24 protein-coding genes are annotated in these 21,574 nt (G+C 60.0%); 11 read left to right on the top strand and 13 right to left on the bottom strand.

What is annotated here, in order from left to right:
- Positions 1 to 4: 4 nt before the first annotated feature.
- The 4 genes from M0D69_RS16725 to M0D69_RS16740 are packed head-to-tail and all read right to left on the bottom strand — an operon-like array spanning position 5 to position 1,840.
- Complete coding sequence (locus tag M0D69_RS16725; RefSeq protein ID WP_301783068.1) at positions 5 to 706, bottom strand: CoA ester lyase; 702 nt, start codon at positions 704 to 706, stop codon at positions 5 to 7.
- A gap of 15 nt (positions 707 to 721) precedes the next feature.
- Positions 722 to 886, bottom strand: a complete 165-nt coding sequence (locus tag M0D69_RS16730) for a hypothetical protein (RefSeq protein ID WP_301783069.1) — start codon at positions 884 to 886, stop codon at positions 722 to 724.
- Positions 887 to 912: 26 nt separating this feature from the next.
- Positions 913 to 1,458: a transporter substrate-binding domain-containing protein gene (locus M0D69_RS16735; protein WP_301783070.1), complete on the bottom strand. Its 546-nt coding sequence runs from the start codon at positions 1,456 to 1,458 to the stop codon at positions 913 to 915.
- A complete protein-coding gene (locus tag M0D69_RS16740) occupies positions 1,445 to 1,840 on the bottom strand; it encodes a transporter substrate-binding domain-containing protein (protein WP_301783071.1) in 396 nt (131 codons plus the stop codon). The genes M0D69_RS16735 and M0D69_RS16740 overlap by 14 nt, the downstream gene beginning before the upstream one ends.
- Positions 1,841 to 1,879: 39 nt before the next feature.
- Here M0D69_RS16740 and M0D69_RS16745 point away from each other — a divergent pair, with 39 nt between their 5' ends.
- On the top strand, positions 1,880 to 2,830 hold the full coding sequence (locus tag M0D69_RS16745) for a LysR family transcriptional regulator (RefSeq protein WP_301783072.1): 951 nt from the start codon (positions 1,880 to 1,882) through the stop codon (positions 2,828 to 2,830).
- Positions 2,831 to 2,861: 31 nt separating this feature from the next.
- On the opposite strand, the gene M0D69_RS16750 is transcribed toward M0D69_RS16745, so the two are convergent.
- Both M0D69_RS16750 and M0D69_RS16755 read right to left on the bottom strand, forming a co-directional pair.
- Positions 2,862 to 3,788: a glyoxylate/hydroxypyruvate reductase A gene (locus tag M0D69_RS16750; RefSeq protein WP_301783073.1), complete on the bottom strand. Its 927-nt coding sequence runs from the start codon at positions 3,786 to 3,788 to the stop codon at positions 2,862 to 2,864.
- A gap of 59 nt (positions 3,789 to 3,847) precedes the next feature.
- A complete protein-coding gene (locus M0D69_RS16755) occupies positions 3,848 to 4,633 on the bottom strand; it encodes a class II aldolase/adducin family protein (protein WP_301783141.1) in 786 nt (261 codons plus the stop codon).
- Between the two features lie 298 nt (positions 4,634 to 4,931).
- Here M0D69_RS16755 and M0D69_RS16760 point away from each other — a divergent pair, with 298 nt between their 5' ends.
- Together M0D69_RS16760 and M0D69_RS16765 are read left to right on the top strand one after the other, a co-directional pair.
- Complete coding sequence (locus M0D69_RS16760) at positions 4,932 to 6,248, top strand: MFS transporter (RefSeq protein WP_301783074.1); 1,317 nt, start codon at positions 4,932 to 4,934, stop codon at positions 6,246 to 6,248.
- A gap of 359 nt (positions 6,249 to 6,607) precedes the next feature.
- The gene (locus M0D69_RS16765; protein ID WP_301783075.1) at positions 6,608 to 6,829 is read left to right on the top strand and encodes a hypothetical protein; all 222 of its coding nucleotides are present in this window, start codon (positions 6,608 to 6,610) and stop codon (positions 6,827 to 6,829) included.
- A 53-nt stretch (positions 6,830 to 6,882) separates the two neighbouring features.
- Here M0D69_RS16765 and M0D69_RS16770 read toward each other — a convergent pair whose 3' ends face one another.
- Positions 6,883 to 7,455, bottom strand: a complete 573-nt coding sequence (locus M0D69_RS16770; protein ID WP_301783076.1) for a TetR/AcrR family transcriptional regulator — start codon at positions 7,453 to 7,455, stop codon at positions 6,883 to 6,885.
- A gap of 144 nt (positions 7,456 to 7,599) precedes the next feature.
- Here M0D69_RS16770 and M0D69_RS16775 point away from each other — a divergent pair, with 144 nt between their 5' ends.
- The gene (locus M0D69_RS16775; RefSeq protein ID WP_301783077.1) at positions 7,600 to 8,376 is read left to right on the top strand and encodes an SDR family NAD(P)-dependent oxidoreductase; all 777 of its coding nucleotides are present in this window, start codon (positions 7,600 to 7,602) and stop codon (positions 8,374 to 8,376) included.
- Between the two features lie 71 nt (positions 8,377 to 8,447).
- On the opposite strand, the gene andR is transcribed toward M0D69_RS16775, so the two are convergent.
- Positions 8,448 to 9,416 carry an anthranilate 1,2-dioxygenase regulatory protein AndR gene (gene andR, locus M0D69_RS16780; protein WP_301783078.1) on the bottom strand — a complete coding sequence of 323 codons (969 nt, stop codon included), beginning with the start codon at positions 9,414 to 9,416 and terminating at the stop codon, positions 8,448 to 8,450.
- A gap of 269 nt (positions 9,417 to 9,685) precedes the next feature.
- Here andR and andAc point away from each other — a divergent pair, with 269 nt between their 5' ends.
- From andAc to M0D69_RS16810, 6 genes are all read left to right on the top strand, one after another.
- Positions 9,686 to 10,927, top strand: a complete 1,242-nt coding sequence (gene andAc / locus M0D69_RS16785; protein ID WP_301783142.1) for an anthranilate 1,2-dioxygenase large subunit AndAc — start codon at positions 9,686 to 9,688, stop codon at positions 10,925 to 10,927.
- A gap of 3 nt (positions 10,928 to 10,930) precedes the next feature.
- Positions 10,931 to 11,422, top strand: coding sequence for an anthranilate 1,2-dioxygenase small subunit AndAd (gene andAd, locus M0D69_RS16790; RefSeq protein WP_301783079.1), 492 nt, complete (start codon positions 10,931 to 10,933; stop codon positions 11,420 to 11,422).
- A gap of 11 nt (positions 11,423 to 11,433) precedes the next feature.
- Entirely contained in the window at positions 11,434 to 11,757 is a 324-nt protein-coding gene (gene andAb / locus M0D69_RS16795) for an anthranilate 1,2-dioxygenase ferredoxin subunit AndAb (RefSeq protein WP_301783080.1), read from the top strand.
- Positions 11,747 to 12,970, top strand: coding sequence for an anthranilate 1,2-dioxygenase system ferredoxin--NAD(+) reductase (andAa, locus tag M0D69_RS16800; protein WP_301783081.1), 1,224 nt, complete (start codon positions 11,747 to 11,749; stop codon positions 12,968 to 12,970). Before andAb ends, andAa begins: the two co-directional genes overlap by 11 nt.
- Before the next feature lie 181 nt (positions 12,971 to 13,151).
- Positions 13,152 to 14,402, top strand: a complete 1,251-nt coding sequence (locus M0D69_RS16805; RefSeq protein ID WP_301783082.1) for an FAD-binding oxidoreductase — start codon at positions 13,152 to 13,154, stop codon at positions 14,400 to 14,402.
- A 118-nt stretch (positions 14,403 to 14,520) separates the two neighbouring features.
- Positions 14,521 to 15,102: a histidine phosphatase family protein gene (locus M0D69_RS16810; protein WP_301783083.1), complete on the top strand. Its 582-nt coding sequence runs from the start codon at positions 14,521 to 14,523 to the stop codon at positions 15,100 to 15,102.
- 13 nt (positions 15,103 to 15,115) lie between these two features.
- Here the strand turns inward: M0D69_RS16810 and M0D69_RS16815 are convergent, their stop codons facing one another.
- The 5 genes from M0D69_RS16815 to M0D69_RS16835 form a co-directional block, all read right to left on the bottom strand.
- Positions 15,116 to 15,799, bottom strand: coding sequence for an SDR family NAD(P)-dependent oxidoreductase (locus tag M0D69_RS16815; protein WP_301783084.1), 684 nt, complete (start codon positions 15,797 to 15,799; stop codon positions 15,116 to 15,118).
- 11 nt (positions 15,800 to 15,810) lie between these two features.
- Positions 15,811 to 17,151 (bottom strand): FAD-binding oxidoreductase, encoded by a 1,341-nt coding sequence (locus M0D69_RS16820; RefSeq protein WP_301783085.1) that lies wholly within the window; start codon positions 17,149 to 17,151, stop codon positions 15,811 to 15,813.
- A gap of 19 nt (positions 17,152 to 17,170) precedes the next feature.
- Complete coding sequence (locus tag M0D69_RS16825; protein WP_301783086.1) at positions 17,171 to 17,959, bottom strand: amino acid ABC transporter permease; 789 nt, start codon at positions 17,957 to 17,959, stop codon at positions 17,171 to 17,173.
- A gap of 29 nt (positions 17,960 to 17,988) precedes the next feature.
- Positions 17,989 to 18,753 (bottom strand): substrate-binding periplasmic protein, encoded by a 765-nt coding sequence (locus M0D69_RS16830; protein WP_367619722.1) that lies wholly within the window; start codon positions 18,751 to 18,753, stop codon positions 17,989 to 17,991.
- 103 nt (positions 18,754 to 18,856) lie between these two features.
- Complete coding sequence (locus M0D69_RS16835) at positions 18,857 to 20,179, bottom strand: FAD-binding oxidoreductase (RefSeq protein WP_301783088.1); 1,323 nt, start codon at positions 20,177 to 20,179, stop codon at positions 18,857 to 18,859.
- Positions 20,180 to 20,331: 152 nt separating this feature from the next.
- On the opposite strand from M0D69_RS16835, the gene M0D69_RS16840 reads away from it, so the two are divergent.
- A complete protein-coding gene (locus tag M0D69_RS16840) occupies positions 20,332 to 21,249 on the top strand; it encodes a LysR substrate-binding domain-containing protein (RefSeq protein WP_301783089.1) in 918 nt (305 codons plus the stop codon).
- Positions 21,250 to 21,574 lie beyond the last annotated feature (325 nt).

Raw genomic sequence — 21,574 nt, forward strand, 5'->3', positions numbered from 1 at the left:
AAGCTTAGCGATCGCCCTGAAAAGCCTCGTAGCGTGCGAGCAGACGTTTGGCGTTATTGCGTTCGGGCGCGTCGATCCACGCGCTTCCATCGGCATACGGTCCTTGCGCGTCATAAGCAGCCAGTGTCGCTCGCGCGTTCGCTGCGGCGTCGCTCGACGGAGTCAAAGCGCGATTGACTGCGTCCACATGTTCGGCAAATACCACGCACTTCGATGTAAATCCTAGCTGCGTCGATAGATCCAACTCCGCGGCAAGCGCGCCAGCAGATCGATAAGTACAAGGCAGGTCGATCGCTACGCAATTCGCCGCAATGCATTCGATGAGAAACCGGCTGCGCGCATAGAGCAGTTCCCGTCCCTCAGGCGTGCGGCGCGCGCCCAGATTCGCCGCGAGATCTTCTACCGCGAGCATGCAGCATCGAATGCGCGGACTCACGTTCAATAACGCGCCGAGAGCGACCAGACCCTTTGCGGATTCGATAGTCGGAACAATCTCCGTCGTCCCTTGCGCGATCCCGTGGAGGCGTTCGCACTCGCTGAGTGCCGCATCCAGCGCGACGAGTTGATCCGTTGTCTCGGTGTGGGGCAGGAAGACTGCATGGGGGGCTCCGGACATGACACCTTCAAGGTCGGCTTGGCCTTCGTTCTCCAGCTTGTTGATGCGTACGGCGCCGATCAGTCCCAGCCGTTCGGTCTCACGCAGCATTGCGACGATCCGCTCTCATGCCACGGGCCGATCTTCAGGCGTGGTCATTTCCTCGAGGTCGGCAACAATGGCGTCCGCGCCGCTTGCGAGTGCGGTCGCATGGCTGCTGGCATCGACGCCGGGAACGAAAAACCATGCGCGTCGCAACGCGGGCGCACGGGAAGGCCGTGGGGTTTTCATGTCGGTTTCCTCGTGACCTGAGCGCATCAGAATGAGGATGCGGGAACAGATGCGCCAAGCCACTTCTTCTCGATCTGGTCGATGGAACCATCTTTGCGGGCGTCGTCGAGTGCGGTATTCAATTCGTCTCGCAGCGGCCCTTCGCCTTTGTTCACGGCGATGTGCATCGGCGAGTCGAGCAGACGGATTTTTTCGTCGATCGATGTTTGCGGATGCATCGCGCGAACGCGTGCAGCCACGTCTCCGCCTAACGAGATCAGTTGAGTCTGACCCGCGAGATACGCGGAAATTGCGCCGCTTTGATCATCGAAGCGTTTGATCGTCGTATTGCCTGGCGCGACTTTCGTGAGGCTGATGTCTTCGTTTGTTCCTCCCGCAGTCGCAACCGACTTGCCGCCCAGGTCGGCCGCTTGCTTGATCTCGACGGTCTTCGGACCGAACACGGCGATGTAGTAGGGCGCATACGCCTGCGTGAAATCGAGGACTTTATCGCGCGCCGGCGTTTGTCCGACCGACATCAGCAAGTCGACCTTGTGATCGGCGAGATACGCCAGCCGGTTAGTGCCGGTCACCGGTACGAGCTCTGCGCGCGCCGAGTTTTTTCGCAAGCACCGCAGCCAGGTCCACGTCGATGCCACGCGGTTTCATGTCCGCGCCGATCGAGCCGAACGGCGGGTAGTCCTGGAACACGCCGATCTTCATCACTTTGCTTTGCTTGATGTCGCCGAGCGAATCGGCGTAGGCGGAGGGGAGAGCACCAAGCGCCGCGGATGAGATAAGCAGCGCCAATGCCATGCAACGTGCAACCGAAGGGGGCAGGCTAAACGCTTTCATGATGAAGTCCTTGTCAATGCCGGAGCGCGGAATGGAAGTGCTGGTCTTAGGCCTTAGCTTTATCGGGAATACAAAATGATTAGTCCAATTTCCAATATTTATTTTAAGTATAATTTTCATGGATGATGGAGCGGCCGAATGCAACAACCGAGGTAAGCAATGAGCAATGAACGGTCCGATACCTACTTGAATGATCGGCTCGACTGGAATCTGCTGCGAACATTTCTCGCCATCGCGCGGGAGCGCAGTGTGAGTCGTGCGGCTACGCGGCTGCATTTGACGCAGCCTGCAGTGAGTCAGGCGCTGCGTCGCCTTGAGGATCAGCTTGGCATGCGGCTGGTCGATCGCCACGGGCCGCGTATAGAAGTGACGCAGGCTGGCATTGAAGTGCAACAGATCGCTGAAGACGTGTACGGCACGATCTCGCGGCTTTCGCTGGCCAAGGTCGACGGCGATCATGACATCTCCGGTGTCGTCCGGCTGAATACTGTGAGCGGCATTGATTTCCCCGCTTATGACAGTTTCCTTGCCGAATTCCATCGCGACTATCCGCGCATCGAGCTCGAAAGCCAGGAGATGCGCAGCGCAGACGTGGTCAGCAGTTTGCAGCAGAAGGCTGCAACGCTCGGGCTTACACCGCGCCGGACCTTGCCCAAGAAGGTCGAGAGCCGCGTGTTCCTGCGGCAGCGTTATGCGCTTTTTTGCGGGCGTCATCATCCGTTGTTCGGGCGCACGGACCTGCGTACCTCGGATCTTGTCAGCGAGAAGTTCGTGTCTTTCACGGGCGACAAGGTAGGCGATCACATGTCGCCGCTTACGTTCTTTCGTGACGAGATGGGTTTCACCGAACGTGTGATCGGATCGTCGTCGAGCATGTGGGAAGTGAAGCGGTTCATATTCGCCGGGTTCGGGATTGGTTGTCTCCCGGAGCATGTGGTCCGCGAGGACATTGCACAGGGGCGCTTTCAGCGCTTACCGCCGGATGAGGGCGTGGCCGATCTCGACCTGCATCTTCTCTGGTCGAGCGACCGGAAGTTCAGTGCGGCTGAGACTGCCTTTCTGGATGCGTTGCACAAGTTTATCGACAGGGAGACCGGTGCAGTGGTTTAGACGGGTTCCGGCAAAACCCCGTGCACCGGTTCTAATACCCTCGCGCGACATCAACCACATTATGCAAAGCTTCACCCTTCACCAAGCGCCTGACGTTTTCCGCGACCTGTAGACCGATCGTGTCGGGGCTCGCGACCGACGCCATGTGCGGGGTCACGATCATGTTCTTCGCCCCCCAGAACGGATCCCCTTGCGGTAGCGGCTCATTTGGGAAAACATCGACAATGGCGCCGCTGATCCGCTCCTCGTTCAACGCGCTGAGCAGATCCCCCGGCACCAGATGTTCCCCTCGTCCCACGTGAATCAGCTTCGCGCCGGGACGCAATGAATCGAACGTGCGCGCGTTCAGGATGCCCCGCGTTTCATCTGTCAGCGGTAACAGGCACACGAGAATGTCGGTGCCTTGCAGGAAGGGCTCAAGCCCCGGCGACCCTTCAAATGTTTCGATGCCCAAAAGGTCTCTCGCCCGGCGTGCCCACCCTCGTACAGCGAAACCAAGCCGATGAAGGTCAGTCGCCACTCGGCTGCCAATCTCGCCAAGACCCATGACGCCCACCGAACACGTGGACGGATCTCGCTGCTCGGGACGAAACCAGTTCTCGTCACGCTGGTTCGATATGACGCGATCAAGTTGTCGATGAAAATGCAGTACGCCCCACGCAACGAACTCGCTCATGCCGCGAGCATGCCGTGGATCGACAACGCGGCACACGGGCACGCTCGGCAGGCTGGGATCGGTCAGGATGTTGTCGACGCCGGCAGCAATGCTGTGCACGAGTCGCAGCTTCGGCAGCGCCGCGATGGCGCCAACCGGTGGATTCCAGCAGACGGCCACTTCGGCGTCGGCTGCGTCCTCGTGGCCATGCAGCGTGACTTCAAGTTCAGGCGCCGCGCGGAGAATGGCTGGTGCAAGGTGCGACAGGTCGAAGTCGCGGCTAATGAGGACTAGTTTGGTCATTGATCGGGTCGATGGCAGGTCTCGCACACGCAGGCGTCATGCAGATGCAGTGACAAGAGTCAGCAACGGTAATCGGATGCGGGATCGGCAATCAAGCGTAACGCGGCACGCCACGCCATGTCCATGATTTCCGCGGATTCTTCGCGGTTGAACTGGCTCGCGGTCAGTTCGCATACTTCTGCGGATGGAATACGCAGCTTTGTGCCGCCGGCGAGCGCCTGGATTTGCGCCTGACAAGCGCGTTCGAGAAAGTAGATTTCATGGAATGCCTCGGCAACCGTCGCGCCCGCAGCGAGCAGGCCGTGATTGCGCAGGATCATTGCCTTGTTCGGACCGAGATCGCGTACCAGACGTTCACGCTCGCCAAGATTCAACGCAATGCCCTCGTAGTCGTGGTACCCGAGCTTGCCGTAGAACTTGAGCGCATGCTGACTGATCGGCAACAGGCCGTGCTCTTGCGCCGATACAGCCGTGCCAGCTGCCGTATGAGTGTGAACGACAAAACCAAGGTCTTCGCGTGCCATGTGAATGGCCGAATGAATCGTGAAGCCGGCCGCATTCACGCGAAAGCGTTCGGGCTCGGCGGCGGCGCGTTCATCGACGACTTGGCCCAGATGATCGATCTTGACCAGATCCGAAGCACGCATCTCGTGGAACAAAACACCGTAGCGATTGATCAGGAACGTTGGCGTGGCGCCCGGCAAACGCGCCGTGATGTGCGTGTCGATCATGTCCGTCATGCGGAAATGGGCAGTGAGCCGGTACAGCGCCGCGAGGTCCGAGCGGACCTGCCATTCGTCGGTATCGAACACGGCCGGGTCCCCAACGGGAAGCGGGTTTTGCATTGCTTGCATGCTTGAGACCTCTCAGGTTCGTGCTCAGTGATGGGGCGTAGTGTTCGTCGAACGGAAAGCATTCGTCAAATTCCCTGTCCTTATCCTCATCATCAATCCGGCTAATGTTTGCACTTATGATCGCTGCCGCCCGAGCCGCAACGCGACCACGGAAGTATTAGCTGCGCTGATACTGACAATGCAAAAACGCGATTGTACGAACGATTTTTGACGCTCGATAAGTCGATATCCCCTCTCGCTTGCCGGGCATCGAACGGCAAGCGAGCTACTTTCGAGAAAGGCAAAGATCATGAAGGCAGCGGCCCCCGGCAGGCAACCCGTCCGCGCAGCGTTTGCGGCTTTTATCGGCACGACCGTCGAGTTCTACGACTTCTACACCTACGCTACGGCCGCCGCGCTCGTGCTGGGCGACGTGTTCTTCCCGAGCAGCAATCACTTCATCAGCACGCTTGCTTCGTTCGGTACGTTCGCGGTCGGTTTCATTGCACGACCTCTTAGCGGCGCTGTCTTCGGGCACTTGGGGGACAAACTTGGCCGCAAGAAAATGCTATTGCTGACCATGTTCCTGATGGGCGTGGCGACAACCGGCATCGGGTTGCTGCCGTCCTATGCAACCGCCGGCATCTGGGCGCCAGTCATGCTGATCATGCTGCGCATCGTGCAGGGTATCGCTGTTGGCGGTGAGTGGGGCGGTGCCGTGCTGATGTCGAGCGAACACGCTCCGGAAGGGCGCAAGACCTTCTTCGCATCGTTCCCGCAAATGGGCAGTCCCGCGGGCCTGATCCTTTCGTTGATTTCTTTCCGGCTGGTGACATCGCTTGATCATGAGGATTTCATCTCCTGGGGATGGCGCTTGCCGTTCCTCGCGAGCTTCGTGCTGCTCGCGACCGGTCTTGTGATTCGCTCAGGGGTCAATGAGTCGCCCGAGTTCGAGGAGATGAAGGGCTCGGACGAAATGGTGCAATCGCCCGTGAAGGAAGTGCTCAAGTCGCATTGGGTGCCGATTCTTTTTGCAGCCGCTGCAACGACTATCGGTTCTGCGGGATTCTTCTTCACCAACACGTTCATGATTTCGTACGTGACGGTTTATCTGCATATGTCGAAGTCGCTGATTCTCGACTGCCTGTTTGCCGTCACTGTCATTCAGCTTCTCTCGCAGCCTGTCTCGGCGATGTTGGCCGAGCGCTTTGGCGACGCCCGTTTCCTCACCGCCGCCGCATTGCTCTCGATGCTGACGCCGTACCCCATGTTCCTGCTCGTCAATACTGGAAATCCGGTGGCGATCATTGCCGGTATTGCGTTTTCGGTGGTCGTGTTGTCGGCTATCTATGCGGTTATCGCAGGCTTCATGACCTATGCCTTTCCCAGGCATCTGCGCTATTCAGGTATCTCGATTGCGTACCAGCTCTGCGCGACGATTGCCGGAGGCACGACACCGATAATCGGCACGATGATCGCGCAGCGTTTTCAGGGTCAATGGGTGCCGCTTGCTCTTTTCTTTACGATCCTGTCGGCGGTGTCGCTGATTGGAATTCGGGGGCTGGCACGTCTTCGGAATGGGCGCCGCGAGAGCGATTCGCTGCAAGAATCGCTTGGGACGCTGTGAGCGCAGATGGCTTGATGTTGGCGGGCTTGGGGGCTGGCGGTTTTGGGGGTAGCGGTCGGGGGTGATGCCGGGGTGGTGCTTTCGGCGTCCGTGGCCGGTCTATGCTGGCTGTTCTCTTTATCACTATTAGCCACGCACAGTGGCTAATAGTGATAAAGAGAACAGCTAACTCACGCAGACCGCTAACACCGAAAGCAGCAACCCAGCATCCCCCAAACCGAGTGCGAACGAAAACCCCCACCCATTGCGAGAATGTAACCGTGTAACGTCGTGAAAAATGGCTGTAGCGCAAATGCCGATTTGGCTCTCTAGGATGCATGACATGCAAACCGTTGTGGCATTCATGCAAGGAGATTTTCATGCTCAGCCCTCACGAGTTATCGACACTGCTTCTGATCCAGCATTCGCCGTCGCAGGTGGAACCACGCTCTTCCGACGTGGCGAGTCTCGAACACGAGCACCTCGTGCGCATTGAGGCGAGCACGAATGGTCAGGCCATGCCGCGCCTGACCTCGCAAGGCTCCGAGCTATTGCAGCAATTACACCGGTTCTGCACGCGTCAGTTCGCCGACTACCGGTAACCGATCGCCGATCACCGATCACCGATCACCGATCACGACAGCAGCCCGGTTCGTTACTCACCAGCGCCGTCCTGCGTCATCACGAGGGCATGTGCGGCAGCGAGAATCGACTGCGCCAGTTCGCGATCATCCACTGCGCGCGCCAGCGTGATCGCGCCCACGATAGTGGCCACTACCCCCAGCCCCACCGTTTTACCGTCGATACCCGCCGCTTGCGTCAACTGATCTGCAAGCCGCCGCAAGTGCGTGGTGTAAAGCGCCTTTACGTCCACCCTCGAATGCGCTGTATCGCCGGCGAGCGAGCATAACGCACATCCCGTACCCGGATTCTCCGCGTGAGCATGATGCAGATAAGCATCGGCGATCGCTTGAAACCGTGTCTTGGATTGCCCAGCCGCGCGTGCCATCACGCGTTTCTCACCTTGCGTCAAGGCCTGCTCGAGCGCGGCAACGATCAACGCATCGCGCGACGGAAAATGGCCATAGAACGCCCCATGCGTCAGCCCCGCGCTGCGCATGCAGTCGGCCACGCCCAACGCTTCGAGTCCGTGTTCGCGAATCTGCCGCGCCGCCGTGTCCAGCACGCGTTGCCTGCTCTCCGCCTTCTGCGCCTGTGAGTAACCCATCCAAACCTCGCTTGACAATCTGCATGATGAGGATAATACTGAAAATGTGGATTATGTTCAACATTCAGATGGAGAGTCTGGTCGATTCACTCGATGCATTTGTTCAGCCGCGGCCGGGCGGTACTCAACACAGGAGAGTCACTCATGCGTTTCACAGATAAAACTGCTTTGATTACGGGCGGTAATAGCGGTATCGGTTTTGCGACAGCGAGGTTGTTGATCGCTGAAGGCGCCCGCGTCGCTATCACGGGGCGGGATCGCGCGAAGCTCGACGCGGCGGTGTCAGAGCTTGGCGCAAATGCGCTCGCGATTCACGCGGATCTCGACAACCCTGCTGCAATCGATTCGATGATCAAGCAAGTGAGCGATGCCTTCGGTTCGCTCGATATCGTGTTTGCCAACGCGGGAATTTCAGGGCCGACGCCGTTGGGCGGCACCACAGCCGCGGCGTTCGAAGCAATTCTTCGCACCAACCTTACGGCGGTCTTTCTCACGGTTCAGGCGGCGCTGCCGCTGATGTCGGCGGGGGGGGCGATCGTGCTCAATGGTTCGGTCATGCGTGAGCTCGGTAGTGCGGGATCGGCTGCGTATTCGGCGTCCAAGGCCGGTATCACCGGCATGGCGAAAGTGTTTGCCACCGAGCTCGTGCAACGGGGTATTCGCGTGAACACGGTCATACCCGGGGCAACACGCACGCCGATCTGGACGCGGGGTGCACGCACTGGCGCGACGCTCGACGGCACGGAAGAAAGGTTGTCGCCGACTATTCCGATGGGACGCCTCGCTGCCGCCGAAGAAGTCGCAGAGGCGGTGGTGTTCCTTGCATCGAAGGGAGCATCCGGGATCACGGCGGCCGAAATCGTCGTCGATGGCGGGACCATCGGCGCACCGTGGGGCGCTCCAGCGCTTCGCAAAGGCTAAGCTCGCGCTTGCCCCCGGCGCGGCGCGCGCAAGGGCGTGGCCGCGCTGTATGAAGGGCGCAGCAGGCGCGCCTAGCGTTCCCGCAATGTTTCCGACGGCGACTCGCCGAACATCGCCTTGTAGACCATCGCGAAACGCCCGAGATGCGCAAACCCGCAATCGAGCGCAATTTCAGCGACACGCATATCCGATGGCGCTGCGCGCAACGCATCGCGCGCGCGTTCCAGGCGCAATTGCCGCACATATTGCATCGGACTCACGCCGCGAAATTGCTGGAAACCATCGCGCAACGTGCGAGCCGGGACGCCGGCGGCACCGGCAATATCGAGTAACTCCAGCGGCTCGCTGCAATGCGCTTCGATGAACGCCTCCGCGCGCTTCACAAAGCCCGGCGACACCAGCGAACGCTTCGAAGCGAAGCCCGTGTCTGTTCCGTTGTCTACGTGCCCCGTGGCGAACAGATCGATCAGCAAACTTTCCAGTTGCGTCGCCACGCGCGGGTTGCTGCGCGCACACGCGAGCAATTCGGGCGAACTCGCCACCAGTTGCAATTGGTGCATCCAGCCGCGTAAATGCGAGCCGCCCACCGGCACGAGCGAGGCGAAATGCGGTATGCCTCGACCCGCTTGCGCGTTCAGCGCGACGGGATCGATCCGCAGCACGAACTGCTCGCAGCCGGGCGACAGCAGTGCGTCGAAAGGCTGCCCTGGCGCACATAAAATGCCCTGGTCGCGGTTCACGAGCATGGAACGTCCCATCGTGCGGACTTCGGCGTTGCCGGTCACGCAGAACATCAGCAGGTAATAGCCGTCCACCGCCTGGACGTCCACGCGCATGGCGTCGCCGAACGCGATCGTGCCGAGACCCAGGCCGCCGAGCTTCACGAAATCCATGTGCGAACGGCCACGGCCCGAGCCCATGGGCACGAGCGCGTGCGGCTGCATCACGCGCGAGATCAGTTCGCGGGTTTCATCGAGGTCGGTCGATTCGAATAATCGATAGCCCCGCAACGCGTCAGCACGAAAGATGGCTGGAGACATGGACGGTTCCGTTCGGTGAAAACAATCACGACGATGGTAAATCAACCCGGCCGCTACACCGTAGGCCGTCGTAGCACAACGCCGGGTGAAAACCTGCCGGAAGTGGATAACGGAGCCTGCGCATAGCCGTTATCGGATAGACCCGCTATTTTGGCGCTCCAAAAATCGCTCCACACCCAATCCCCCACAAAAGGAGAGACGCCGTGGAAACGAACGCGATGGACGCCCTGGACGCACCGGATGGAAGGGCTGAATTCCCCTTGCGCCCGATGAACCCGCTTGACTCCGATGCGGTAATTTTTCCTCATGACGACGGCTCACGCGTGCCGTACAAGGTCTTCAGCTCGCAGGCGGTGTACGAGCGCGAGCAGGAGCGGATCTATCGCGGACCGACCTGGAATTTCGTGGCGCTGGAAGCCGAGATTCCGAATCCGGGCGATTTCAAAAGCACCTTTGTCGGCGATACACCCGTGGTCGTCACGCGCAACGACGATGGCTCGCTGGCGGCGTGGGTCAACCGCTGCGCGCATCGCGGCGCGTCTGTGTGCAGGAAGTCTCGTGGCAACGCAAGCTCGCATACATGCGTGTATCACCAGTGGAGTTTCGACAAAAGCGGCAACCTCCTGGGCGTGCCGTTTCGCCGGGGACAAAAAGGCATGACCGGCATGCCCGCCGATTTCGATCCGAAAAATCACAGTTTGAGAAAGCTGCGTGTTGAGAGTTATCGCGGCCTGGTGTTCGCGACCTTCAGCGAAACGGTCGGTCCTTTGCCGGACTATCTGGGTGCGGAAATGCGGCCTTGGATTGATCGTATCTTTCATAAACCGATTGAATATCTCGGCTGCACCCGCCAGTTTTCAAAGTCGAACTGGAAGCTTTATTTCGAGAACGTGAAGGACCCGTATCACGCGAGCATGCTGCATCTGTTCCATACGACATTCAACATCTTTCGTGTCGGCATGAAGGCACGTTCAATACCCGATGCAACGCACGGACTGCACAGCATCATCACGGTGACGAAGACGGGCGAGGACACATCGGCTGCGTACAAGCAGCAGAACATTCGCTCCTTCGACGAAGGTTTCGCACTGGAAGACGATTCCATTCTCGGCTTGATTTCGGAATACGAAGAAGACACGACTAATCATATCCAGCCGATCTTCCCGCAACTCGTGATCCAGCAGATTCACAACACGCTGGTCGCGCGGCAGTTGCTGCCTAAAGGAACCAACAGCTTCGAGCTGATTTTCCACTTCTTCGGATATACCGACGACACCCCCGAGATGCGCGAGCTGCGCATCAAGCAGGCGAATCTGGTGGGGCCTGCCGGCTATATCTCGATGGAAGACACGGAAGCAACCGAACTGGTCCAGCGCGGCACGATCCGCGATGCAGGCGCCACTTCGGTGATCGAGATGTCGCGTGGTAATCCAGACCAGCAGGACACGGTCATCACCGAAAGCCTGATCCGAAAATTCTGGGTCGGTTACCAGAAATTGATGGGTTATTGAACGATGGAGACGTTGAACATCATGGACGATATGACGCTGTGGTTCCAACTGCACGTGCTGCAGGACCAGTACATCAACACGCTGGACAACGATCGCCTGGAAGCATGGCCGGCGCTCTTCACGGAGGATTGTTTCTACGAGATCGTGCCGAAGGAAAACGCCGACATGGGCCTGCCTATCGGCATCATCTACTGCAATAACCAGAAGATGCTGCGTGACCGTGTAGTGTCGTTGCGCAACGCCAATATCTTCGAGGAACACAGTTACCGGCACATGACGTCGGGGCTCTGTGTAGTGGCGCAGAAAGACGGCGTGATCGAGACGGAAAGCAATTATGTCGTGATCCAGACGCGCACGAACGGCGAATCGAATGTGTATCAGGCGGGCAAGTATTACGACAAGGTGGTGCGTACCGATGCCGGTTTGCGTTACCAGTCGAAGCGCGTGATCTATGACACCTCGCGCGTGCAGACACTGCTCGCCACACCGATCTGATGGAGGCGACAATGAACCAGTTGGCTCACGCGTGGCATCCAGTGGGCGCGCTTGATGACTTCGAAGAAGGCGAACCGGTCGCGGTCGTTGCGGGTAACAAACCCATAGCGGTTTTCCGTCTGGGCGACGATATCTTCGCGCTGCACGATCTCTGCACGCATGGTCACGCGCGTCTTTCAGAGGGTTTCGTAGAGGACGGTTGTGTCGAGTGTCCTTTGCATCAAGGGCTCGTAGACATTCGTACGGGCGCGCCGCAGTGTGCGCCCATTGTGGAAGCGGTCCGCACGTATCCGGTTCGCATCAACGAGGGCAACGTCGAGATCCATGTTGAATGACGCGTATGTGATCGTTGGCGCGGGACATGCCGCGCGGCGTGCAGCCGAAACGCTTCGTCAGAAGGCGCCGGAGAGCCGCATCCTGATGATCGGCGAAGAGGCGGAACTGCCTTACGACCGGCCGGTGTTATCGAAGGATGCGTTGCTTGGGGTCGAAGGTGAGCAACGCGCTTTCATCCGCGACGCAAGCTGGTACGCAGAGCAGCGCATCGAGATTCGGCTCGGCGTTCGAGTGGCGGCGATCGATTGTGTGGAGCAGTGTGTACATCTCAGCGATGGCGCGCGGATCGGTTATCACCGTCTGCTGATTGCGACCGGATCGCGTGTGCGCCGTTTTAGCAGACCGGTCGATGAGAGCGTGAAGCTGCATTACGTTCGTACCGTGGCCGACGCCCGCGGGCTGCGCGAAGCGCTTGTGCCGGGTGCGAGAGTCGCGGTGTTGGGCGGTGGATTTATCGGGCTAGAGGTGGCAGCGTCGGCGGTATCGCGTGGCTGCAAGGTTACGGTGATCGAACCAGCAAGCCGCTTGTTGCAGCGGTCCATGCCGCCCGAGGTCTCTTCGTTCATGCTCGGTTTGCATCGGCGTCACGGCGTGGATATGCAGCTCGAGACCACGCCGGTAGCGATAAACAAAACGGCCGAAGGCGGCGCGCTGATCAAAACCGATCGCGGCGAAGTGGCTGCGGATGTAGTGGTGATCGGCATAGGCGTACTGCCTAACGTGGAGCTTGCCGTATCGGCGGGATTGATCGTCGATAACGGCATTGTGGTTGATGAACACTGCCGTACCACCGATCCGCTGATCTTCGCGGCGGGCGAGGTGACGAATCATTTCAATGCGCTACTCGGCCGGCATGTGCGCGTGGAGTCGTGGCAAGTCGCGGAGAATCAGCCTGCTGTAGCGGCCGCGAACATGCTGGGCAACGAGGAACGTTATGCCGAGATGCCTTGGCTTTGGTCTGATCAATACACCTGCAATCTGCAGACGCTGGGCGTTTTTGTGGCGCATCAGTCGATAGTCACGCGAGGCGATCCTGAAGGGGACGCGTTCTGCATGCTGGGGCTCGGCGCGGACAACAGACTCGAGGCCGCGGTGACGGTAAATTGCGGCCGGGAAGTCGCGGTGTGCCGACGGTTGATGGCCGCGGGCAAGGTGCTGGACCATGCTGATCTTGCTGACCCGAACACACCGCTTAAAGGGTTGCTCAAATAGCGGTCCGTATCGGCTGGGTAAGCGGGTTCGCGCTGAAGCGAAAGCTTATTGTTAAAGCTTAAGGAGCGCGCGCGTATGATCTACGTCTGGAAGTTTCTGGAGCGGTGAAGGGTCGGTGGCGGATCGCTGTGCACCACCCACTTGCCGCAAACAAACTAGACGTAGAGGAGAGATTCAACGCATGAAGTTTGACACTGTCGTGCTGGGCGCGGGCATTGTGGGTGTTTCAATTGCTATTCATCTGCAGAAGCGTGGCCGTTCTGTTGCGCTGGTTGACCGCAAGCTTCCGGGGCTCGAAACCTCCTTCGGCAATGCCGGGCTCTTGCAGCGCGAGGGCGTCTACCCATACGCGCTTCCCCGCGACATCGGCACGCTGATGCACTACGCCCGCAACGCATCGATCGATGTTCATTACCACCGCGATGCACTGCCCGGACTTGCGCCGTTCCTCTGGGCATACTGGCGCAATTCGGAGCCCGCGCGCCATGCCGCCATCGCGCGTCAGTACGCCACCCTGATCGAACATTGCGTGACCGAGCACGAGATCCTCGCGCAGGAAGCGGGTGTCGAAGCGTTGCTGCGTCCAACGGGCTGGATCAAGGTTTTTCACACCGCTGCCGCTCAGGACGAAGAGTTGCGCGATGCCGAGCGGTGGCATCGTGAGTTCGGGGTGCACTACAACGCACTCGATCCGGCGAAGTTGCAAAAAACCGAGCCGCATCTCGACCGCTCGCTAGTAGGTGGCCTGCATTACACGGACGCGGTATCGGTCACTGATCCGGGCGCGCTGGTCGCGGGCTATGCGGCGTACTTCGAGCGTTTGGGCGGACGCTTCCTGATGGGCGACGCGACGTCGCTTGAAGCAGAGGGCGATGGCTGGCGCGTGATGACGCAAGACGGTCCGGTGAGCGCGTCGTCGGCGGTGATCGCGCTGGGGCCGTGGGCTAAAGACGTTACCTCGGCGTTGGGCTACCGGTTGCCGCTTGCGGTCAAGCGTGGTTATCACATGCACTACGCACCGAAACCCGGGACGGTGCTGAATCATCCCGTGCTGGATGTGGATAACGGCTTCCTGATCGCGCCCATGGCACGAGGCATTCGACTGACAACGGGCGTTGAACTTGCGGATCGCGATGCGCCGAAGACCCCTGTGCAACTAATGCGTGCCGAGCCCGTGGCACGTTCGCTGTTCCCGCTAGGCGAACGGGTAGATGACGAACCGTGGATGGGCAGGCGCCCGTGCACGCCCGACATGATGCCGATTATCGGCCCGGCGCCGCGTCACAAGACGATGTGGTTTGCGTTCGGACATGCGCATCACGGGTTGACGCTCGGCGCGGTGACCGGGCGGCTTATCGCTGCCATGATGACGGGGGAAGAACCGCTCATCGATGTCACGCCGTTCAGGGCCGACCGGTTTGACGCGGGTTGAAGGCGGGTTGAATGCGCGCTCTGAAAATTTACCGATAGCGCCGTAGAATCGGTCTGGCGCAATCGTTCCCACCCTCATCCTGCCAACGCCAATGAACGCTACTGTTACCGAAAACCACGTGAACCAACCCGAGATCTGGCTGATCCGTCATGGTGAAACCGAATGGAGCCTATCCGGCCAGCACACGGGCCGCACTGACATTCCGCTGACAGACCACGGCCGTGTACAAGCCCGTTCGCTGCGGCCCGTGCTTGCGGCCCAGCCCTTCGATCTAGTGCTGTGCAGTCCGATGAGCCGTGCCCGCGATACCTGCGCCGAAGCGGGTCTCGGCGGTCAGGCAGAAGAGGAGCCGCGCCTGAGCGAATGGGATTACGGTATCTACGAAGGCCGCAAGACGAAGGACATTCGCGCTGAAGATCCCGACTGGTCGGTGTGGACTTCGCCAATACCGCAAGGCGAGAGCGTTGAAGAAATTCAGGCGCGGGCGGAATCCCTGATCCAGCGGCTGCTTTCCGCGAGCGGGCGCATCGCGCTGTTTTCGCATGCGCATTTCCTGCGTGTGCTCGGTGGCTGCTGGATGGCCGATTCAGCGGTGCTGGGGGCGCATTTGCTACTCGATACAGCGTCAGTCAGCGTGCTTGGTTTCGATCGGGAAACAAGGGCACTCAAGCAGTGGAACGTACGTTATCCGCAGTCGTAGAGCGGTTTAGAGGCTAGAATAAATCCTCGTGCCGGTAATTCACCAGGATCTCCGCGACGCTTGCCGTATTCGGCATCGCGATGGTGTTCGCTATCAGCAAGGCCAGGTCCTCAGGCTGTGTCAGCGCCTGAGGTTCGAGACCGGCTATCCCCGCCGCCATGTCGGTATTCACGAAGCCGGGGCAGATCGCGGTCGCGCGAATGCCGTCGTCCCAGCCGGCTCGCCGCACAGCATGATTCAACGCGATCACCGCATGCTTCGACATCTGGTAACCCGCGTTCAGGTTCTTCACCCGCTTGCCCGACAACGACGCAATCTGCACGACGCGTGCATCGCCGGGTTTGCGCAGGTGCGGCAACGCTGCCTGGATCAGACGGAAGGGCGCCTTCACGTTGATATCGAGTGTCTCTTCCAGCAGTTCGTCGGTACCTTCCTCGAGCGTGATGTGAGTGCAGATTCCCGCGTTGCTGATCAAGACATCGATACCGCCAAAATGCTCGACGGTCGCGTCGACCCAGCGGCGTCCGCTTAGTGGATCGCGCGCTTCATAAGCGAACGTGAATGCATCGAATGGAATCTGCGCCGACAAGGGATCACGCATTCCCAGCGACAGCCGATAACCACGCCGGTGCAATTCCGTCGCCACCGCGAGGCCGATGCCGCGATTCGCGCCGGAGATCATCGCTACCTTGTTCACTATCGAGATCCTTAAAAGCCTGCGTCGATAACAATCTTCGTGCCGTCACTGAAACGGCTTAGCCGGAACAGGTGCGGATCGACCAGCGGTTTGTCGTTGGTGACCAGATCCGCCATCAGCTTTCCTGCGGCTGGGCCAATGCCAAAACCATGCCCCGAAAAGCCCGTGCCGATGAAAAGCCCAGGCACGCTTTCGACGCCCGATATCACCGGAATAGCGTCCGGTGTAACGTCCATGAGACCTGCCCAGCGCTGCGCGATGCGTGCGCCGCTCAGGTGCGGAAAGACCTTCACGAACTCACGCAGGCCGGCATCGGTATAAGCGGAAATTGGCTCGGGATCGAGCGTGCGGACGTTTTCGAAGGCAGTCGGTTTATCAAGCGCCCAATGACGCGGCCGACGTAGTTCATCGAAGAAACGCGCGCCCATTCCAACCCTCAACGCGCCCAGTTGACTCTTCAGTGCGGGGATATATTTGGGCAACAGGCGGAAGCTGTCGGGTGTGATATCCGTGTACGTACGAAAGCCGAACGCAATCGTATAACCACCGTCCGCGCGCTTGCGAAACGCGAATTCCTTATTGCTTGCGCTCACCGCGGGACCGCCTTCAATAGGCGCTGTCCGCAACACGGAAGCCTTCACCATCAACTGCGGCACGTTGATATCCAGGTTCCCGCAGAACAGCCGCGACCACGCGCCGCCCGCAACCACCACGCTCTTGCAGCGAATCGTACCCAGCTCGGTGACGACAGCACTGACTCGGCCCGCGCTTGTTTCCACACCACGCACCGCACAGGGCGTCAGGATTTTCACACCGCGCTTGCGCAGTGCATTCGCTATCGCCGGCGCGGCTTTCTGCGGTTCGGCGCGGCCATCTCCCGGCGTGTACAAGCCGCCCTTGAATGCCTTTGTCGCGCCCGGCAGCAAACCGGCGACGGTCTTGGGATCGACTTCGCGGGTATCGAATGCATCGCGGCCGGCCAACGCTCGCGCCTTCTCTAGCCACACGCGATGAGCTTCCATCTTCGTGTCGTCATTAGCCATATACAGGATGCCGCACTGCTTGAAACCGGTATCGATGCCGAGCGTCTGGTCGAGCGTGCGCCACAGCTTCAGGCTTTCAATACTCAGCTCGAATTCGCGCATGTCGCGATGCGTGACACGCACCCAGCCCCAGTTGCGGCTGGATTGCTCGCCCGCTATATGCCCCTTCTCGCATACCGCTACACGCAAGCCTCTATTGCTCAGATACAGCGCCGTACTCACGCCGATGATCCCGCCACCGACCACGACGACATCCACTTCGTCCGGCAGGGTGGTGTCGTCGGCGACGGTCTCGACTGGTGGTCCCATACGTTGTTATTCCCTGGCTTTAGTTGTGTTGTTCGGCCATGCTCGCGCGGGCTGCCGCAGCCTCGCGTTTGAGTTGCTTACGAGTGGTGGCGCTTGCGCCGCCATAACGCGGATTCGAATGCCGGTTGGTCCAGCGGTCGATATGATTGATTGCATGCGTGAGCGGTATGGTAATCAGCAAGTAGACGAGGCCGGCCGCGACCAGCGGCGACAGGTTCGCCGTGTTCACCGACGTGTTCTGTCCAATCGTGAACAAGTCGCGTTGCGAGGTCAGCAAGCCGAGAAAATAAACGAGGCTTGAATCCTTGACGATTGAAATGAACTGGTTCGCAAGCGCGGGCAGGATGCGCCGGACGCCTTGCGGTACGATCACATGACGCATGGCGGTCCAGTACGTCATGCCAAGCGCCTGACACGCGGAGAGCTGCCCCTTGCCCACGCTCTGAATACCCGAGCGAAAAATCTCCGCTATATACGCCGATGAAATCAGCCCGAGCGCCACGATCGCAAGCGGATACGGATTCGGCCCGAAGATCGACAGCCCGAGCGGCGCGAGCCCTTGCCCCACGAGCAGGATTACCAGCGCCGCGGGCAGACCGCGAAAGACCTCGACGAACACACGCGCCGGCACTTCGAGCCAGCGCATATGCGACACCGCCATCAACGCCAGCACCATGCCCGCGACGATCCCGAGCAAGGTCGAAAACAGCGACAGCACAAGCGTGTTGACAAGCCCGGTTTCGAGCAGCGCAGGCAGCGATCCCGTGAGCAACTGCCAGTCGAGGAAGTTCTGCAGGAATGCGTTCATGGCGCTCTCCGAATCAGGTCGGCGGACATTCAGCTACCGGTTTTCATCTCGTACGGCGGCAGGCTGGCGGGCTTCGGATAGCCGGGATGGAACTGCGTGTAGAGCTTCATCCAGGTGCCGTCGGCCACCAGTTCGTTAAGCGTCTTGTTGACCGCCGCTTCGAGCTTGGCGTTGCCCTTGCGCATCGGGAAACCGGCCGGCAGGTTGACGGCCGATATATCCAGCCGGTCCGTAATGTTCAACTGCGGATACTTGCTTTGCAGACCGTCGACGAGCGATTTATCGATGAAAAAACCATCGATGTATTTCGAACGCATGGAGAGGAAACCTGCGTTCAGATTGGGGAAACGCACGATCTGCGCGCCCGGCAAGTAGCTGTCCGAATACGTATCTTCAATCGTACCTTGCACCACGCCGATACGCTTGTCCTTCACCGAGGCCTTGTCGCTGGTGATCGGGCTGTCGGGCAAGGTCGCTACGCTAAGCAGGCCTGTGAGATAACCCTCGGAAAAATCGACCATCTTCAGCCGGTCTTTCGTGATCGAAATCGATCCGGCGGCAAGGTCAACCTGCTGGTTCGACACGCTTGGCAGCAAGCCGCTGAAGTCCTGTGCGCGGAAGTCGACGCTTAAGCCCAGCTTGGCTCCAATAGCACGCAGCAGTTCTACGTCGAAGCCCGTCATCTTGCCGTCGTCGATGTACGAATAGGGCTTGTTATTGGCGTCCACGCCCGCCATCAGCTTGCCCGGAGCAAGCGTGCCGAGGTCATCGGCATATGCGCTGGTCGCGGCCATCAAGGAGAGGGGAACGACGATGGAAACGAGGCTGAGAAAATGTCGGAACCGCATGATGGTTGCTCCAGGAAGACAGCAGTGGATTGAAAGTAAAGCGGTACTGCTAAGACAACGCGCCGCGCACGCGTCCGTTCCAGCAGTCGTCGAGTTGATACAGCGCAGCGCCCAGCGGCACGATCAAGGTGCTGGCGATGCCGCCCGGACTCAGCGGAAATGGACCTTCGCCGAATGCGCCGGGCGCGGCATCGAGACCCAGCAGGGTTCTCGCAATGCGCTGCCCGAGGTAAGTCATCAGCGCGACGCCATTGCCGTTGCAGCCTAGCGCGTAAAACACGCCGTCGCGCTTGCCGATGTGCGCGAGTTTGTCGCCGGTCATCGCAACGTATCCTTTCCATGCATGCGTGATACGCACGTCGCGCAAGGCGGGCCAGAGGTGCACCATTTTTGCGTGCAGGATTCGGGCCGCCGCCCGTTCGCCGACCTCGCGAAACGAGGGTCGCGAGCCGAACAACATGCGCGTGCCGTCGGGCGAGGGGCGCGTATAAAACAGGTTGCGCTTGGAGTCGCTGATCATGCGGCGGCCTGGATTCAATACCTCCATCAGTCCTGGCGGCAGGGGTTCCGTTGCGATCTGATAGCTCGCCACCGGCAGCACGCGACGCGCGAAAAACGGCAGCAAGCGTCCCGTATAACCGTTGGTCGCAACCAGCACTTGCCCGGCATCGATCCTGCCGCGCGCTGTATGTACACGGAAGCGCGCGCCAGTCCGTTCAATCTGTTCCACTGCCGCGTGCGAGTGCAGGCTTGCGCCGCGCCGCCGCGCAAGCTCGCGTAGCGCGCGGTGATATTTCGCCGTGTGCAGCCCGCCGTATTCATCCACAAGAATGCCGCCGTAGTAATAGTCCGAGCCGACCATCACACGTTGTTCCGCACGCGTCACCACATGCACCGTCACGCCGGTTTTCTCGCGCAGCAGGTCGCCTTGCCGGCGCAACCGCTCGAAATGACCGGGTGTGAAGGCACCAAAAAAGCGGCCCGTTATCTCAAGGTCGGCGTCGAGTGCCTCATCGGCTATCAGGCGCTTCAGGTAGTCGAAGCTCGCCGTCGATTCTGCCATCAAGCGGCCCAGCCGTTCCGCCGATACCCCGCGTATCGCGTCGGTCAGCGCCAGCTTCTGCCCGCTCGACACCATACCGCCGCTGCGCGTGCTGCCGCCCGAGCCGATCTCGGCGGCATCCAGCACCGCCACCGATGCACCTTGCCGCGCCGCTTCCGCCGCCGCCGATAACCCGCAATAGCCGCTGCCCACGATCACGAGATCCACGCTTGGCGGCAGCGCAACGCGAGACGTTTCGGGTGGTGCCGCGTCCCACCAATAGGGCGCGAGGCGGAAGTCATCGTGGAAAAGCAGTGTGTCGGCTCGCATGGTTCGCTTGGAATGGCTAGTCGGCAATCAGTCCAGGAACGAGTCTAGGAGCGCCGCCATCATCCGGTCAAATACGGCCAAAAACGCCTGCTATTCATTTTTGATATGACAAGCTTGGGTGTCGGCTAGGAAAATCAGAGGGAGGCACGCACATGAATCAGAAGCAAATCGAAGCGTTCAGGCTGGTGATGCTGCGTGGATCGATGACCGCCGCAGCCGAAGAACTCGGCACCTCGCAGCCCAGTATCAGCCGCCTGATCGGGGAGCTGGAAGCGTCGACGGGACTTGCGCTCTTCACGCGCAACGGCGGCCGGATTCAGGCCACCGATGCAGGCAGCGCGTTCTACCGCGAGGTCGACCGCAGTTTCGTCGGACTCGAGAAGCTCGCGCATTCAGCGCGTGAGATACGCCAGTTCGGCAGTGGCCGGCTGCGTCTGGTGGCGGCGCCGGTGTTGGCGTTATCGTTCGTACCCCTTGTGATCGAGCGGTTCCTGGCGGCGTATCCGCGTATCGCGGTGTCGCTGGAAATGCGCAGCGAGGGCACGATCCAACGCTGGGCGTCGTCCGCATATTGCGACGTTGGTTTTGCCACCACCACGCCCGATGCGTTCGGCGTGACGAGCGCGGAGTTGTATCGGCTGGCTGGGGTGTGCGCGCTGCCTGCAAAACATCCGCTCACCGCGCGCGAGCGGATACATGCGCGCGACTTGAGGGATCAGAGCCTCATCCTGCCCTCATACGCCGACGACACACGCTCGTCGCTCGATCGCGCGTTGCGGCAAGCTGGCGCGACCCAGATGCCGACCATTGAGACACCATACGGCGCGACCATTTGCGCAATGGTCGCGCGTGGTTTGGGCGTGGGTGTAGTGAATCCGCTTGCCACGTCCGATACCAATCCGTCTCGCATCGTATTCCGGCCGTTCTCGCCGGACGTGATGTTTCGCGGCTTCACGGTCTGTCCTCAATTGCAGCATCCGAACCCGCTGGTGAAGGCCTTCCTCGACCTCACCAACGAAACAATGGCCATTGAAGCGGCGCGTTTGCGAGGTCTCCCTTCAATCGTTTGACATGATTTAGCTAGGTGTTCGCCCGCTGGCGCGGATACGTTCCGACGAGAACAGACGATCAAGCGTTCCAGATCGACAATTGCAGAGGTGCTTGGCCAGTTCGTGGTGGACAGCAATCGATGACGTCGATTTTTCAAATCTTAGCCGGAGGTGCGGCGATGTTTGCTCCGAAGGTTAGTAAGTCACTGACGAAAATACCCACCAATCCGAACAAGAGTCAAATCAGCCTGGGCACCGGCGAACTGCCGACAGGGCTATAACCCTCGTCCCGAACTAGATGCCGGGCCGCGACGAGCAGCAGGTTGAAGCAGGTCTGGCCATCAGG

This window comes from Caballeronia sp. SEWSISQ10-4 2, assembly GCF_030464885.1.
In the GTDB taxonomy this organism is placed as follows: Bacteria; Pseudomonadota; Gammaproteobacteria; order Burkholderiales; family Burkholderiaceae; genus Caballeronia.

Coding starts and splice junctions, on each gene's coding strand:
- M0D69_RS16725 (WP_301783068.1), bottom strand. CDS start 706: ATGCTGCGTGAGACCGAACGGCTGGGACTGATCGGCGCCGTACGCATC.
- M0D69_RS16730 (WP_301783069.1), bottom strand. CDS start 886: ATGAAAACCCCACGGCCTTCCCGTGCGCCCGCGTTGCGACGCGCATGG.
- M0D69_RS16740 (WP_301783071.1), bottom strand. CDS start 1,840: ATGAAAATTATACTTAAAATAAATATTGGAAATTGGACTAATCATTTT.
- M0D69_RS16745 (WP_301783072.1), top strand. CDS start 1,880: ATGAGCAATGAACGGTCCGATACCTACTTGAATGATCGGCTCGACTGG.
- M0D69_RS16750 (WP_301783073.1), bottom strand. CDS start 3,788: ATGACCAAACTAGTCCTCATTAGCCGCGACTTCGACCTGTCGCACCTT.
- M0D69_RS16755 (WP_301783141.1), bottom strand. CDS start 4,633: ATGCAAAACCCGCTTCCCGTTGGGGACCCGGCCGTGTTCGATACCGAC.
- M0D69_RS16760 (WP_301783074.1), top strand. CDS start 4,932: ATGAAGGCAGCGGCCCCCGGCAGGCAACCCGTCCGCGCAGCGTTTGCG.
- M0D69_RS16765 (WP_301783075.1), top strand. CDS start 6,608: ATGCTCAGCCCTCACGAGTTATCGACACTGCTTCTGATCCAGCATTCG.
- M0D69_RS16770 (WP_301783076.1), bottom strand. CDS start 7,455: ATGGGTTACTCACAGGCGCAGAAGGCGGAGAGCAGGCAACGCGTGCTG.
- M0D69_RS16775 (WP_301783077.1), top strand. CDS start 7,600: ATGCGTTTCACAGATAAAACTGCTTTGATTACGGGCGGTAATAGCGGT.
- andR (WP_301783078.1), bottom strand. CDS start 9,416: ATGTCTCCAGCCATCTTTCGTGCTGACGCGTTGCGGGGCTATCGATTA.
- andAc (WP_301783142.1), top strand. CDS start 9,686: ATGAACCCGCTTGACTCCGATGCGGTAATTTTTCCTCATGACGACGGC.
- andAd (WP_301783079.1), top strand. CDS start 10,931: ATGGAGACGTTGAACATCATGGACGATATGACGCTGTGGTTCCAACTG.
- andAb (WP_301783080.1), top strand. CDS start 11,434: ATGAACCAGTTGGCTCACGCGTGGCATCCAGTGGGCGCGCTTGATGAC.
- andAa (WP_301783081.1), top strand. CDS start 11,747: ATGTTGAATGACGCGTATGTGATCGTTGGCGCGGGACATGCCGCGCGG.
- M0D69_RS16805 (WP_301783082.1), top strand. CDS start 13,152: ATGAAGTTTGACACTGTCGTGCTGGGCGCGGGCATTGTGGGTGTTTCA.
- M0D69_RS16820 (WP_301783085.1), bottom strand. CDS start 17,151: ATGGGACCACCAGTCGAGACCGTCGCCGACGACACCACCCTGCCGGAC.
- M0D69_RS16825 (WP_301783086.1), bottom strand. CDS start 17,959: ATGAACGCATTCCTGCAGAACTTCCTCGACTGGCAGTTGCTCACGGGA.
- M0D69_RS16830 (WP_367619722.1), bottom strand. CDS start 18,753: ATGGCCGCGACCAGCGCATATGCCGATGACCTCGGCACGCTTGCTCCG.
- M0D69_RS16835 (WP_301783088.1), bottom strand. CDS start 20,179: ATGCGAGCCGACACACTGCTTTTCCACGATGACTTCCGCCTCGCGCCC.
- M0D69_RS16840 (WP_301783089.1), top strand. CDS start 20,332: ATGAATCAGAAGCAAATCGAAGCGTTCAGGCTGGTGATGCTGCGTGGA.